This is a genomic window from Micromonospora sp. NPDC049081 (assembly GCF_040648835.1).
Lineage (GTDB): Bacteria > Actinomycetota > Actinomycetes > Mycobacteriales > Micromonosporaceae > Micromonospora > Micromonospora antibiotica.
Genome location: NZ_JBEZEK010000024.1, coordinates 39,686 through 53,737, shown reverse-complemented (window position 1 = coordinate 53,737; position 14,052 = coordinate 39,686). Strand labels below are relative to the sequence as shown.

Genomic DNA, 14,052 nt, shown 5'->3' with positions numbered 1-14,052 from the left:
ACGGTGGAGTACGCGCCGACCGTGAAGCGGGAGTTCCGATGGTCTTCAAAAAGATGCTGAGCGCGTTCGGGGTCGGTGGGCCCAGCGTCGACACCGTCCTGGCCAACCCGAACACCCGGCCCGGCCTGACCCTCGACGGCAACGTGAACCTGGTCGGCGGGGACGCCCCCGCCAACATCGAGCAGGTCGTCATCGGCCTGGTCACCCGGGTCGAGATCGAGGGCGGCGACAGCGAGTACGCCGGCGTCATGGAGTTCCACCGGATGGTGGTCAGCGGCCCGCTCCAGCTCGCGCCGAAGCAGCAGCTCGCCATCCCGTTCCAGCTGCCGGTTCCGTGGGAGACCCCGATCACCGACGTCTACGGTCAGCGCCTGCACGGCATGACCATGGGGCTGCGTACCGAGCTGGCGATCGCCCGCGCGGTCGACAAGAGCGACCTCGACCAGGTCAACGTGCACCCGCTGCCGGTGCACGAGCACATCCTCGGCGCGTTCCAGCAGCTCGGTTTCCGGTTCAAGCACGCCGACCTGGAGCGGGGCCACATCCGGGGCTCCCAGCAGACGTTGCCGTTCTACCAGGAGATCGAGTTCTTCGCCGCACCCCAGTACGCGCAGGCCATCACCGAGCTGGAGCTGACCTTCGTGACCGGCCCGCACGGGGTCGAGGTGGTGCTGGAGTGCGACAAGCGGGGTGGTTTCCTCAGCTCCGGGCACGACGTGTTCGGCCGCTACACCGTCTCCCACACCGACGTCGACCGCGTCGACTGGGTCCAGGTCGTCGACGGCTGGCTGCGCGAGACCACCTCCACGTACGGCAACCTGCGCGCCTCCTCCGGATACGGTGCCCCCACCCACGGCTACCCGATGCACGGCCACGGCCACGGCCACCACGGCCGGGGCCCGGGGATGGGTGGCGTGGTGGCCGGTGCGGCGCTCGGTGTCGCCGGTGGCCTGGTCGCCGGTGAACTGCTCGAGGACGCCTTCGAGGGCGACGACGACGGCGGCGACTTCGGCGGCGACGAGTGAACTGAGGTCACGTCCGGCGGACGGGCCGTCGCCGGGCGGGTCCCCGGTCCGGTGTGGACATACCGGGACGGCCGGATCCTGCTCGGCGGTCCCAGTGTGACATTTCAGGACGGTCGGACCGTGCTCGGCGGTCCCCAGAGCAGCGATGGCCCCCGGGAGCAGTCCCGGGGGCCATCGTCCCGCGCAGCTCGTGCTGCTCGGGTCAGCTACGGTCAGCGACGACCCTTGCGCTCCGCGCCGGAACGCCGCGCCGAACCCGCCTTCGCCAGGCCCCGGCTCACCAGGTAGGCGCCGGTCAGGGCGGTCAGGAACCACCACGCCTGCGTCGGGTTGTTGATGTTCAGGCCGTTCGTGGCGGTACCACGCCAGAAGGCGGAGATCACCACGACCGCGACTGCGGCGGCGTACACCCAGAACTCGGTCGTCAGGAACGACTGCTTGGTCTCCGTACCCGGAGACGGCATCGCTTCCCGGTGCCCGTCGTGCATCATCGGCATCTGCCGGGTCTGCTCGTTCATCATGGCGTTGCGCTGGGCGGTGTCCATCGGCCGGTTCATGGGCCTGGTGGATGCAGCCTGCGTGCTCATCTGGTCCTCCTCAGGATTTGATGAGTACCTGCGCTCCCTCACCCCGCTACCGCGGTCGGCCACGGCACGGTTCGCCTGCTGTGGCGGGGGCACCCTGGGTCTACCCCCCGACGGCGAGCAGGTAACACCGGCTTCCGGCCGAAATTCCGCCGCCGCCGGGCCCGCCCTCCGGTACCCCGACCGTGGTACGCGGCGACGCCGCGCCGACCCAGCTCCGGTCCGCCCGGGCCGAAGCGGGGTGCGGCCTGTGCGCGGTCGGGGCGGGGTGCGGCTTAAGCGTGGTCGGGCGGGTGCGGTCCGCCCGGGGCCGCGGGGTGCGGCTTATGCGTGGTCGGGGCGGGTGCGGCCCGTCCGGGGTCGCAGGGTGGGGCCTGTGCGTGGTCGGGCGGGTGCGGTCCGCTCGAGGGCGAGGGCGAGGGTGGGACGGGGTGCGGTCGCTGTCTCGACCGCCTGCTGCCGGCCTGGTCCCCGGGGCTGGATGCGGTGTTTGGTCGTGCGGGTCACGGGCACGCAGCGGGTTCCGCCGAGACTCTGCGAGGTGATGGACGTGCGCGACGACGACGTGATGCGGAACTCCACCCGTAAGGCCGAGGAGCGGCTCACCGCCGGGGTGTACGGCCCCGGGGCGCTCGACGAGGTGACCGTGCCCCGGGTCGACGTGACCAGAGCCCTCCAGGAGGACGACCCGGACGACGTGGCCGACGTGCCGATCGACCCGGAGGTATTGCGCGACGGTGGCCCGACCCGGGGCCAGGGGGCGGTGACCACCACCGGCGGCACCGCCGGCCCGGCCAGTGTGCGGCGGGTGGCCCGGCAGCCCGGACGACACCCGGGCACGGTCGCACCGACGACCACCGGCGACGCCACCACCGGCGGGCTGAGCACCCCGACCGGCGGCCCCGTCAGTGACCAGTCGGCCAGCGCCGTCGAGATCGGCGACTTCTCCGACGACTGACCGCGCTGCTGGAGGGGCACCCGCCCCATGATCACGCTCGAACATGGATGTAGTGGCCTCCTCTCGCCGGGAGGCCACTACATCCATGTTGCAGCACGATCTTGCCGATCACGGGCCCGGTGCGTCGGGGTGGGCGTAGGGGTCGGGCGCCCCCACGGTGGTCTCCCGGTGAACGCGGTGGCCCGCTTCGAGAGGTGGGGGTCAAGGGGTCGGGCGGAGCACCCCCAGGCGTTGGGTGGCGCGGGTCAGCGCGACATAGAGGTCATTGCGACCCCGGGGGGACTCGGCGACGATCCCGTCCGGGTCGACCACCAGCACCGAGTCGAACTCCAACCCCTTGGCCTGGCCGACGGTGAGCAGCACCACCCGGCTCTCCAGCTCGGGCTGCTCGCCGACCGCCGCCTCGGGCAGCGCGGCCAGCAGTACACCCGCCAGCTCGTCGGCCCGCCCGACCGGCACGATCACCCCGAGCCGCCCCTCCCGGTCACCCGGGCGGGCATCCGTACCGCCACCGTCCAGCCCGGCGGCCTCCCGACGGGCCGCCTCGACCAGTTCCACGCCGAGCCGGTCCGGCTCGACGGTCCGGTCCCACGGCGGCACCCCGCTGTGGCGTACCGAGCGGGGTGGGCGCAGCTGCGGGTCGATCCCGGCGAGCACCTCGGCGGCGACCGCCATGACCTCCGCCGGGGTGCGGTAGCTGACGGTCAGCTCCTCCAGCCGCCAGCGCCGCGCCACGTACGGTTCCAACGCCTCGGCCCAGGACGGGGTGCCGGCCAGCGCACCGGTCTGCGCCACGTCCCCCACGATCGTCATCGACCGGCTCGGACAGCGGCGCATCAGCAGCCGCCAGGCCATCGGGGTCAACTCCTGCGCCTCGTCCACGATGATGTGCCCGAACGCCCAGCTCCGGTCGGCGGCGGCCCGCTGCGCGGTGGTCAGCCGGTCGGTCTCCTCCTGCCGTTCCAGCAGCCGGTCGGCGTCGATCAGGTCGGTGACACCGAGGATCTCACCGCCTTCGGCCTCGTCCTCCACGTCGATCGAGCGGGAGCCCCGGGCGATCTCCAGCACACCCTCGGCGTACTCGCGTTGGAAGGAGCGGATGCGTTCCCGGCGGGCGGCTGCGGCCCGCTCGTCCTCGCCGAGCAGTTCGGCGGCCTCGTCCAGCAGCGGCACGTCGGCCGGCGTCCAGCCGTCGCCCGCCGGCCGGTGCAGCAGGGCACGTTCGTCGTCGGTGAGCATCGGCGCGGCGGCGGCGATCCGCTCCGGCGAGGCGTACAGGTCGGCGAGCAGCCGCTGCGGGGTGAGCACCGGCCAGAGCTGGTCCAGCGCGGCGGTGACCTCCGGTTCCTCGCGCAGTTCCCGGCGGATCTCGGCGCGGTCCGCCTCCTCCAGCAGGTTGTCCCCGCCGAGCGGATCGGCCCCGATCCGCTCGGCGACCTGCTCGGCGAGTGCGTGTACGACCTCGATGTCGAACAGGGCGCGGGCCAGGTTGTGCGGGCGGTCGGTGCGCCGGACCCGGTCGCGGGCCAGGCGTACCGTCTCCGGGTCCAGCCGCAGCACCTCCCGCTGGGGCAACTCGATCTCCAGCGGCGCGTCGGGCACCCACTGCCGGTCCCGGACGGCGGCGGCGAGCACCTCGGCCAGCACCGACCGACCCTTGAGTGCGGCGGTGCGGGCCGGTTCGGCGCGGCGGGCGCTGACCCCGGGGAAGAGGTCGCCGGGGGTGCTGAGCAGCACCCCCGTCTCGGCCAGGGCCGGCAGCACCTGGGAGATGTAGCGCAGGAAGGTGGCGTTCGGCCCGACCAGCAGCACGCCCCGGGTGGAGAGCTGCTGGCGGTGGGTGTAGAGCAGGTACGCGGCGCGGTGCAGCGCGACGGCCGTCTTGCCGGTGCCGGGGCCGCCCTGCACGACGAGCACCCCGGGCAGGTCGGCCCGGATGATGCGGTCCTGCTCGACCTGGATGGTCTCGACGATGTCCCGCATCCGGCCGGTCCGGCCGGCGTTGAGCGCGGCGAGCAGGGACGCCTCACCGGTCAGCTCCTCGTGCCCGGTGGGGGAGGCGGTCTCGATGTCGAGCACCTCGTCGTTGAGGCCGGTGACCTTCCGTTCCCGGGTACGCAGGTGCCGCCGCAACCGGACACCCTGCGGGTTGGCGGCGGTGGCGAGATAGAACGGCCGGGCGGCGGGAGCGCGCCAGTCCATCAGCAGCGGTTCGTAGTCGCCGTCGGTGTCGAAGATGCCGATCCGGCCGACGTAGTGCCGGCTGCCGTCGGCCCCGTCGAGCCGACCGAAGGCCAGCCCCTGTTCGACCGCCGAGAACTGCTCGACCTGGTCGGCGTACATCCGTACGGCGCTGTCGCGTTGTGAGCGGTCCTGCAGGGTGCCGCCGCCGGTGCGCAGCTCGTCGGTGAGCCGTCGGGTGGCCTGCTCACGCAGGTCGTCCAGCCGGCCGTAGAGCATCGAGACGTACTCCTGCTCGCGGCCGATCTCGTCGTCGGGTTGCCGCAGCTCGTCCGGGTGCGTTGACAAGCCGTCTCCTCGTCGATTAAAATCGCTTCTGGAATGGCTTTGTGCCATTCCTTTTTGCATTTCGGGAACTGTTCAAGATACCGCCTGCGTCGGCACTCCACCAAGCCTTCACCCTGCCCCGGCCGACGCCACCCTCCCGTGGCACACCGCAGGGCGTCCCACCCGGTGTGTTGCCACCCTCCCGGCAGGCGAGGTCGGCGCTGCCGGGGTCGGACACGCCGACGGGGGCCCGTACCGGCACACGCCGACGGGGGCCCGTACCGGCTCGCGCCGGCCCGGACCCCCGAGGGTCGTAGCGTGCGGGATTCAGCCCCGCGCGGCCTGGTACAGCCGCTCCGGGGTCACCGCCCCGGCGAGCACCCGCCCGTCGTCGGTGAGTAGCACGCTGAACAGCTTCCCGGCGAACAGCCGGCCGCTGCCCCAGTCCCCGCTGACCTTCGGCAACCCGTTGAGCATGTCGAGGGCCTGCGCCGCGCCGGGTCCGTCGGCCGGTCCCGGCTTCGCCGCGCCACCGACCGGGGTGCGCGCCGCGTCCGCCGCGTCCGTCCGCGCCACCAGCACGGTGGTCCAGCCGGTCCCGACCGTACGCAGACCGGCGTCGTCGCCCGCCCCGGGCTTCGCCGCGGCCCCGGCCTTCCGGTGTGCGTCGGCCTTCGACCCGGCCCCGTCCTTCGACCCGGCCTCCGCACCCGGGAGGTCGCCGGTCGCCTCGGTCACCTTCACCCCGGGCGGCGGGTTGAAGGTGAACTGGTCGGCGTCCGGCCGGCGGTAGTCGACCTGGGTGAAGGCCATCTCGAAGGCCGGCTGGTCGGCACCGTTGGCGAGCACCTCGAACCGCAGCGGCACGTGCTCGGTCGCGTCGATGGCGATCCGCACCTGGTGCACCAGGGACGCCTCGTCACGCGGGGTCAGCACCAGCTCGTACGCGTCCCGACCGGCGACGGTGGCCGACCGGCCGGTGGTGACCAGCGTGCTCGGGTCGACGGCGGCCAGCGCCCGCTCGGCGGCCTCCTTCGGGGTGACCGGCAACGCGCCCTCCGCCGCCCGCCCGGTCGACTCCGGCAGGGTCCGGTGGGTCGCGGTGTTGGCCTTGCTGTCCCAGGTCCACACGTCCCGGCCGGAACGGATGACGTCCCGCTCACCGAGGGTGTCGAGCAACGCGACCCGCTGCCGGTCCGGACCCGAATACCAGACCCGCAGGGTGTGCGTGCCGCTGAGCAGCGCGGCATCCCCACCGGCCAGGCCGACCAGTTTCGGCAGCCCGAGATCGGCGCGCTGCACCACCGTGCCGGAGAGCCCGTCCAACCGGGCGGTCTGCAGGTCGACGAGCAACTGGGCGGCGCTGCGCGGCGGCAGCGCGGGTTCGGCGTTCGCGGCGAACGTGCCGATCGCGGCACCTCCGCCCACGACGGTGACCGCGGCGGCCAGTGGCACCAGCCACCGCAGGGTGGAACGGTTCTTCAGTACGGACATGGGGCACCTCCTGGGACCATCCTGCCCGTCGGGTGCTGTGAGCCGGCTGAGGACGGCGTTCCGGTCGGTCGCGTCGGGGTGGCACGCTGGGATGATGCGGGTGCTGGTGGTGGAGGACGAGACGCGGCTGGCGGCGGCGTTGCAGCGCGGCCTGACCGCCGAGGGGTTCGTGGTGGACACGGCGGGCACCGGGCCGGCCGGGCTGGACGCCGCCCGGCACGGCGGATACGACGCGATGATCCTCGACGTGATGCTCCCCGGCCTGTCCGGCTACGAGGTGGTCCGCCGGTTGCGCGCCGACGAGTGTTGGCTGCCGGTGCTGATGCTCTCCGCCAAGGACGGCGAGTACGACCAGGCCGACGGGTTGGACTGCGGGGCCGACGACTACCTGACCAAACCCTTCTCGTACGTGGTGCTGGTGGCCCGGCTGCGGGCGCTACTGCGCCGGGGCGCCCCGGAACGGCCGACCGTCCTCGCCGTCGGGGACCTGAGACTGGACCCGGCCCGCCGCCGGGTCACCCGCGCCGACACCGAGGTGGTGCTCACCGCCCGGGAGTTCGCACTGCTGGAGTACCTGATCCGCCGCCCCGGCGAGGTGATCTCCAAGACCGAACTGCTCGACCACGTCTGGGACGCCAGTCTGCGTACCGCCCCGAACGCGGTCGAGGTGTACGTCGGCTACCTCCGCCGCAAGATCGGCCGGGACCGGTTGGAGACCGTCCGGGGTGCCGGCTACCGGTTGACCTCGTGAGACGCCCCCGCTGGCCGGTGCTCGGCCTGCGCGCCCGACTGATGGTGCTCGGCGTGGCCGGCCTCTCCGTGGGGCTGGCCCTCGGCGGGGTGGTGCTGCTGGTCGCGCTCGGCTGGACGCTGCAACGCACCGTCGACGAGGAGGCGTTCCGCACCGCCGACGCGGTCGCCCGGCTGGCCGGCGAGAACGCCCTGCCCGACCCGCTGCCGGTGGCCGGCGGGCAGCTCCGGGTACAGGTGGTCGACTCCGCCGGGCGGATCCGGGCCGCCTCCATCGACGCCGACCGGCTGGTGCCGATGGTCCGTCCCGACCAGCTCACCGGCACCGGCCGGCAACGCACCGTGGTGCCCGGCCAACGGCTCGGCTGGGAGGGGCCGGTGCGGGTGGTGGCGGTGCCCGCCCAGTCCGCGGGGGAACCGTTGACCGTCCTGGTGGGCCGCTCCACCGTCGACATCCGACACGCCACCCAGGCCGCCCGGACCGTGCTGCTGGTCGCCTTCCCGCTGCTGGTGGGGCTGCTCGCGGTGGTCGCCTGGCGGGTGGTCGGGGCGACCCTGCGGCCGGTCGAGGCGCTGCGCAGCGGGGCAGCCGAGATCACCGGCCGGGACGCGGCCGACCGGCTGCCGGTGCCCGCCTCACAGGACGAGATCCACCGGCTGGCGGTCACCCTCAACGACATGCTGGACCGGCTGGAGGCGGCCCGCGCCCGGCAACGGTCGTTCCTCGCCGACGCGGCACACGAGCTGCGCAGCCCGCTGACGAACATGCGTACCGAGCTGGAGGTGGCCCAGCGCCTCGGCGACCGCACCGACTGGCCGGTCGTCGCCACCGACCTGCTCGCCGACACCGAACGGCTGGGTCGGCTCGTCGACGACCTGCTGCTGCTGGCCCGACTCGACGAGCAGCCGACACCGGGGGCCGGTCACGCCCGCGAGGCGGGGCCGGTGGAGCTGGGCGGGTTGCTCGCCGAGGTCGCCGCCCGCTGGCCGGGCGCACCGCCCGTCCCCGCGACGGAGCCACCGGACGGGGACGACCCGTCCACCCCACCCGGGGCCGGCGCTTCGTCTGTCCCGTCGGATGTGGTCAGCCGGTGCGTCCCGGCTGGTGTCGGCGTTCCGCCTGTTCCGTCGGGTGGGGGCGATCCGTCTGCTCCGCCTGGTGTCGGCGTTCCGCCTGTTCCGTCGGGTGGGGGCAGCGCATCGGTGCTGTCGGGTGGGGGCAGCGCGACCGTCCCGCCGGGTGTCGGGGATCCGTCCGGGCCGCCGGTCGTGCTCGTCGCTGCGGCGTCGGGGCCGGCATGGACGGTTGGCGTCCCCGACGAACTGCGCCGGGTGCTGGGCAACCTGGTCGACAACGCCGTCCGGCACGCGCGTACCCGGGTCGTGCTGGCCGTCGAGTCGACGACGGACGGGGCGTACCACCTGGTGACGGTGACCGACGACGGGCCGGGCATCCCGGTGGCGGACCGGGACCGGGTGTTCCGCCGGTTCACCCGGCTGGACGAGGGCCGGGCCCGGGACGCGGGCGGCGCCGGGCTCGGCCTGGCCATCGTCCGGGAACTGGTCCGCCGGGGTGGCGGCACGGTCGACCTCACCGACGCGAAACCCGGCCTGACAGTCCGGCTCCACCTCCCAGTCCTCCCAGACCCCGACTAACCCACCCCCACCCCACCCCCACCCCACCCCCCACCCGAGTTGATCAAGAGGTTTGCGTCAGGATTTTCGTTGTGGGTGACGCAAACCTCTTGATCACCGTCGCGTCCAACCGAGTGCCTGGGTGATCAAGAGGTTTGCGTCAAAGATCGAGGGTTGGGTGACGTAAAGCTCTTGATCAACTCCGGCGAGGGCGAGGGCGAGGGCGGGGGCGAGGGGGAGGGGAGGAGGGGAGAGGGGGGAGGGGTTAGCGGCGGGTGGTGCAGATGCGTTTGGCGCGGGCCACGACGTCGGTGGACCAGACCACGGCGACGGTGAAGCAGTAGTTGGTGGTGCGGTCCAGGCCGTGTACGACGAAGTTGTCGGTGCCGGGCGGGAGGGTCTGGAACGGGCGGGGATCCTGCCCGGCCTTCGCGGCGGAGAGGATCACCGGCCCCTCGCTCCCGGCCGGGTACGTCCAGGTCAGGGTGATGCCGTCGGGTCGGTCGCGCAGCGTCACCTTGCCTGGTGGGGTCCCCGGCGAGGCGGGTGGGACGGCGTTCGGCGTCGCGGCGGTCGGCGTTGCCCCGCTCGGTGCGACGGGCGGCGGGTCGTCGGAACTGCCCACCTGGGACACCCCGGCGATCACCGCGACCGCGCCCAGCAGCACCACCGCGACCCCGACCGCCACCAGCGGTACGGCACCCGGGCGGCGTGGGGGCGGGGCGTGCCGGCGCGGCACCAGCACGGGCAGCAGCCGGGACGGGTCCACCGGCGGCTCCGCCGGCACCACCCGGCGCACCCCGGCGGCCTCCTGCCCGGGGTGGCCCGGCGGCGGGGCGTAGGGGGATTCCCGCCGGTCGCCGGTCGCCCCGGACCCGGCCGTCGTGGTGGCCGACTCGGGCGGCCAGTGACCGTCGTCCCCGCCCCAGCCTGACCTGGCCGAATAGCCAGAGCCAGCCGAATGGTCCGACGTCGCCGAATAGCCCGACCCGGCCGAGGTTCCCGATGCCGCCGGATAGCCGGGTGCCGCCGGATAGTCAGACGTCGTCGGATAGCCCGACGCCGCCTGATGGTCCGATGTCGCCGGATAGCCGGGTGCCGCCGGATAGCCAGGCGTCGTCGGATAACCCGATGCCGCCTGATGGTCCGACGTGGCCGGATAGCCGGTGCCGCCGGGGTGTCCGGTGCCGTCACGGGTGGGGTAGCCGGCGCCGGTCGGCTGGTCGGGGGGGTCGAAGCCCGCCGGGTGACCGAAAGCGGTGGGCCGCCCGGTGCCCTGCGGGTAGCCGGTGTCGTCGGGGGGTAGCCGCTGGCCGGGCACCGTCGGCGGGTACGCCTCGTCGGTGGGCACCACCCCGGCCGACCAGGCCGACAGGTCGGGCGGCCCTTCGGCGGGTGGTGGGGTACGGGCGGCCGGCACCACCGGCGCGTCGCGTTCCGGGGTGGGCTCGTCGTCGCAGACGTGATCCGGGTCGGCAGCCGCCCGGGCCAGCGCGGCGACCTGCCGGGCCAGCGGGTCGTCGGCGGCCAGGTGCTGGCGGGCCAGCTCGCGGGCGAGAGCGAGGTTGTCGTGCGCCTCGTCGAAACGGCCGCAGTCGCGTTGCATCGCACCGAGCCGGGCGAGCATCTTGATCCCGCTGGCGTGCCCGTCGCCGTAGACCTCGCGGTGCAGCTCCCATGCGTCCTGGAGGCGTTCGCGGGCCTGGGCGCACTGGCCCCGGGCGTACTCCACGGTGGCCAGGTCGGCGTGCGCGGCGAGCACCCGCAGCGACTCGGGGCCGTCCCAGGCGGTCAGCTCCAGGATCACCTCGGAATAGAGCCGGGCGGCGCGGGCGTCGCTGCCGACCCGGTGCAGGACCGCCGCCAGGGTGGCCGCCGTGGAGATGGTCCGCTGGTCGGAGATGCCGTACAACCGGCTCGACGCCGCGTACGCGAAGGCGGCCCAGCCGCGTGCCGAGTGTGGTTCGCCGAGGGTGACCAGCAGCCGGGCCTGGAGGCCGGCGGCCTCGGCCAGCTCGGGGGAGGCGTGGTCGGGGCGGGGGTCCGCGTCGGTCAGCGCGTCGGCCAGCAGACGCTGGGCGCCGGCCAGGTCGCCGGCGGACACCAGGTGCTGCGCCTGGAGGGTCAGTTCACCGAAGCCGGAAGACACGCCCCATCGTGCTTGGCCGGCAACCGTTAGTACAACCCTTGCCGGTCGGCAACTTGGTCAAGAACCGGTCAGGTGGGCGACCAACGTCTCGCTGATCCGGCGCAGCTGGTCCACCTGGGCGGGGCTGAGCGCGTCGAACAGGTGCCGGCGTACCCCCTCGACGTGGCCGGGCGCGGCGGCGGCGAGGGCCGCGAAACCGTCGTCGGTGAGGACGGCGATCTGGCCGCGCCGGTCGGTGGGGCACTCGTCGCGGCGGACCCAGCCGGCGGTCTCCAACCGGGCGACGGCGTGCGAGAGTCGGCTGCGTGACGAGCCGGTGAGGTCGGCCAGCTCGCTCATCCGCAGCCGTCGGTCGGGCACCTCGGAGAGCCGGACCAGGATCTCGTAGTAGGCGTGCGGCATCCCGGCGTCGCGTTGCAGCTCGCGGTCGAGGGTGTCGCTCAGCGCCCGGGAGGCGGTCAGGAAGGCACGCCAGGTCTGCTGCTCGTCGTGGTCCAGCCAGCGGGTCATGACCGTCATCATAGCCGTAATAGTTGAACGCTCAACCAAAACGAGCTACCGTGGGTGGCATGGGAATCCACCGCCTCAACCACGCCGTGCTCTACGTCTCCGACCTGCGTCGCAGCATCGACTTCTACCGCGACGTGCTGGGCTTCCGCCCGGTGCCGATGACCCCGGACGGGTTCCGGGGCGCGGCCTTCCTCCAGGCCCCCGACTCGACCAACGACCACGACCTCGGCCTGTTCGAGATCGGCGCGAACGCCGGCCGCTCGCAGGCCGGCCGGGCCACCGTCGGCCTCTACCACCTGGCCTGGGAGCTGGACACCCTCGACGAGCTGGCCGCGACCGCACAGCGGCTGGCCGCCGCCGACGCCCTGGTCGGCACCTCCGACCACGGCACCACCAAGAGCCTCTACGGCCGCGACCCCGACGGGTTGGAGTTCGAGATCGTCTGGATCGTCCCGGCCGACCAGCTCGACGAGGACACCCTCGCCGCCCGCAAGCGGATCGGCCGGCTCGACCTCGACCGCGAACGGGCCCGCTACGGCGGCCAGACCCGGGGCGGGGTGGGGATCTCCGTCCCGGTCTGAACGGCCGTAGGGTAGAACGACAGCATGTCGATCGACGCCGTCCTGCGGGAGCTGCTCGTCCGCCAGCTCGACCACTGGCTGCCGGGGGCGCTGCACCGTTCCCGGCGGGCCACCCTCGCGCTGGCGTACGCCGGTGACCCCGGCAGCGCCGAGGCGGCCCTGCGGGTGGTGGCCGGCCACGCGGACCGGCTCCGGGGCCGGCGGCTCACCGTGCTGGTGCTCGCCGACGGCGGCCCCGAACTGCCCGCCCGGCTCGGCGTCGTCGAGGCCGGCCTGCCCGGTGACGTGGCCGTGCACGTGGTGCCCGGCGACCCGGCCCGGCTGCCGGTGGCACTCAAGGCGGCCGGCGCGGCGGGCGCACCGCTGCTCACCCTGGTCGACGGCGTGCCGCCGGACCGGGCGCTGCTGGCCGCCACGACCACCGGCCGACCGGCCGAGGTGCTGCTCACCGCCGCCACGACCACCGCCCTGCGGCCGGCTCTGACCGCCGCAGGGTTTCCGCTGGTCGCCGAGGTCGAGCTGGTGCCCGTCGACGGGTCACCGGCCCGCCGGGTGGCCTTCGGCACCGGGCTGGACAAGAGCCTGGAGGCGTTCAAGGACGCCCTCTGGGCCGCCGACGGGTCCGGTGCCGCCGACGGGTCCAGGGCAACCCACGGGCCCGGTGCGGGCGACGGGTCCAGGGGCGCCGACGGGTCCATGGTGACCGGCGGGGGCGCTGCGATCCGCTACCGCGACCCGGCCGGCGGGCTGCTCGACGTCGCCGGGCCACCGGCGGCCGGTCCGTTGTGCGGCGAACTGCTCGCCGAGTTGACCCGGCAGGGTCCGCGTACGGTGACCGAGCTGCGGCGGCACGCGCTGACCGCGACGGCGTACCGGGCGGTGGACGCCGGGCGCGCGCTCACCGAGCTGCTCGACACCGGTGCGGTCAGCCGGGACCCGGAGCACGGGCGGCTCGGCGGGGACGTGCTGATCAGCGCGGTCCCCGCCCCGGCCTCCCGGTCAACTGCCTGACCACGATGGACGCCCCGGTGGCGATCACCCCGATGCTGAACACCATCTGCACGCAGACGATCGCCTTGGCGAGCTGCCCCTGGGCGTGTACGTCGCCGTAGCCGACGGTGGTGAGGGTGGTCAGGGCGAAGTAGAGCGCGTCCAGCCGGGTGTGCAGCCCGGAGAACTGGTCCGGCCCGCTGCCCGCCACGACGTAGTCGGCCACCGCGAAGGCGAGCAGCCCGGCGACCAACGCCACCACCAGGCGGCTCAACGACCGGACCTCGTCCTCGCCGACCGGGGCAGCGGCACCGAGCTGACGACCCACCTGGCGGGTCACCAGAAAGGTGACCACGGCGATCAGCAGCAGGGTGCCCACCGCGCGCAGGGTCAGCCGCAGGCCGTTCGGATCAGGCTCCAACGGGATCAGGAAGTAGCTGACCAACAGCAGGGCGCAGGCCGCCAGGGTGTGCCGGCGTGCCCGCGCATAGCTCCCGTCGTCGCGTGCCATGCGGCGATTCTGCGCCGTGGGGACGGGGCCGACCCGGCGAATCCGGAACCCGACCGATGCCGCAGCGGGGTACAGACGTCGAACGGGGCACCGGTGAACCACCGGTGCCCCGTTCGACGAAGGACGTCACGCCCGGGATTTGTCCTGCTTCCAGGACAGCGGCCCCGGCAGGTCGACGCGGTGCGCCTTGGCCTTGGAGTTCCAGGACCAGCGGCCGATCTTGATGCTCCACGACGAGAAGCCGTTCTCGGTGAAGTTCAGGATGATCGGCCCGTACTTCTTGCGCTTACGGAACATCAGGCCCATCGTGGCGCTCCCTTCGCGTTCCCTGTCGTCGTTGCCGTCTCGACCCGGTAG

At 73.6% G+C, this 14,052-nt stretch carries 13 protein-coding genes; 6 read left to right on the top strand and 7 right to left on the bottom strand.

Translation table 11 applies throughout. The features are described 5' to 3' along the window. The first annotated feature begins 38 nt into the window (after positions 1 to 38). Positions 39 to 1,025, top strand: a complete 987-nt coding sequence (locus AB0B63_RS26495; RefSeq protein WP_357023424.1) for a sporulation protein — start codon at positions 39 to 41, stop codon at positions 1,023 to 1,025. A gap of 212 nt (positions 1,026 to 1,237) precedes the next feature. Here the strand turns inward: AB0B63_RS26495 and AB0B63_RS26490 are convergent, their stop codons facing one another. Next, on the bottom strand, positions 1,238 to 1,522 hold the full coding sequence (locus tag AB0B63_RS26490; protein WP_208569925.1) for a hypothetical protein: 285 nt from the start codon (positions 1,520 to 1,522) through the stop codon (positions 1,238 to 1,240). 631 nt (positions 1,523 to 2,153) lie between these two features. Between AB0B63_RS26490 and AB0B63_RS26485 the strand changes: the two genes are divergently transcribed. Continuing rightward, entirely contained in the window at positions 2,154 to 2,567 is a 414-nt protein-coding gene (locus tag AB0B63_RS26485) for a hypothetical protein (RefSeq protein ID WP_244253290.1), read from the top strand. A gap of 201 nt (positions 2,568 to 2,768) precedes the next feature. Here AB0B63_RS26485 and AB0B63_RS26480 read toward each other — a convergent pair whose 3' ends face one another. Further along, positions 2,769 to 5,027: an ATP-binding domain-containing protein gene (locus tag AB0B63_RS26480; RefSeq protein ID WP_244253289.1), complete on the bottom strand. Its 2,259-nt coding sequence runs from the start codon at positions 5,025 to 5,027 to the stop codon at positions 2,769 to 2,771. A gap of 375 nt (positions 5,028 to 5,402) precedes the next feature. Then, positions 5,403 to 6,569 (bottom strand): sigma-E factor regulatory protein RseB domain-containing protein, encoded by a 1,167-nt coding sequence (locus AB0B63_RS26475; RefSeq protein ID WP_357023421.1) that lies wholly within the window; start codon positions 6,567 to 6,569, stop codon positions 5,403 to 5,405. Between the two features lie 94 nt (positions 6,570 to 6,663). Between AB0B63_RS26475 and AB0B63_RS26470 the strand changes: the two genes are divergently transcribed. Continuing rightward, a complete protein-coding gene (locus tag AB0B63_RS26470) occupies positions 6,664 to 7,320 on the top strand; it encodes a response regulator transcription factor (RefSeq protein WP_208569879.1) in 657 nt (218 codons plus the stop codon). 41 nt (positions 7,321 to 7,361) lie between these two features. Further along, positions 7,362 to 8,975 carry an ATP-binding protein gene (locus tag AB0B63_RS26465; protein ID WP_357023532.1) on the top strand — a complete coding sequence of 538 codons (1,614 nt, stop codon included), beginning with the start codon at positions 7,362 to 7,364 and terminating at the stop codon, positions 8,973 to 8,975. A gap of 244 nt (positions 8,976 to 9,219) precedes the next feature. On the opposite strand, the gene AB0B63_RS26460 is transcribed toward AB0B63_RS26465, so the two are convergent. Next, positions 9,220 to 11,103, bottom strand: coding sequence for a tetratricopeptide repeat protein (locus AB0B63_RS26460; RefSeq protein ID WP_357023418.1), 1,884 nt, complete (start codon positions 11,101 to 11,103; stop codon positions 9,220 to 9,222). A 57-nt stretch (positions 11,104 to 11,160) separates the two neighbouring features. Then, on the bottom strand, positions 11,161 to 11,622 hold the full coding sequence (locus AB0B63_RS26455) for a MarR family transcriptional regulator (protein ID WP_208569877.1): 462 nt from the start codon (positions 11,620 to 11,622) through the stop codon (positions 11,161 to 11,163). Positions 11,623 to 11,672: 50 nt separating this feature from the next. Here AB0B63_RS26455 and AB0B63_RS26450 point away from each other — a divergent pair, with 50 nt between their 5' ends. Together AB0B63_RS26450 and AB0B63_RS26445 are read left to right on the top strand one after the other, a co-directional pair. After that, positions 11,673 to 12,194 carry a VOC family protein gene (locus AB0B63_RS26450; protein WP_208569876.1) on the top strand — a complete coding sequence of 174 codons (522 nt, stop codon included), beginning with the start codon at positions 11,673 to 11,675 and terminating at the stop codon, positions 12,192 to 12,194. 30 nt (positions 12,195 to 12,224) lie between these two features. Beyond that, positions 12,225 to 13,205, top strand: coding sequence for a hypothetical protein (locus AB0B63_RS26445; protein ID WP_357023529.1), 981 nt, complete (start codon positions 12,225 to 12,227; stop codon positions 13,203 to 13,205). Here the strand turns inward: AB0B63_RS26445 and AB0B63_RS26440 are convergent. Both AB0B63_RS26440 and AB0B63_RS26435 read right to left on the bottom strand, forming a co-directional pair. After that, positions 13,165 to 13,695 carry a potassium channel family protein gene (locus AB0B63_RS26440; protein WP_208569875.1) on the bottom strand — a complete coding sequence of 177 codons (531 nt, stop codon included), beginning with the start codon at positions 13,693 to 13,695 and terminating at the stop codon, positions 13,165 to 13,167. The two genes, AB0B63_RS26445 and AB0B63_RS26440, sit on opposite strands and share 41 nt — an antisense overlap. A 126-nt stretch (positions 13,696 to 13,821) precedes the next feature. After that, positions 13,822 to 14,001, bottom strand: coding sequence for a DUF4236 domain-containing protein (locus tag AB0B63_RS26435; RefSeq protein WP_208569874.1), 180 nt, complete (start codon positions 13,999 to 14,001; stop codon positions 13,822 to 13,824). Between the last annotated feature and the right edge of the window lie 51 nt (positions 14,002 to 14,052).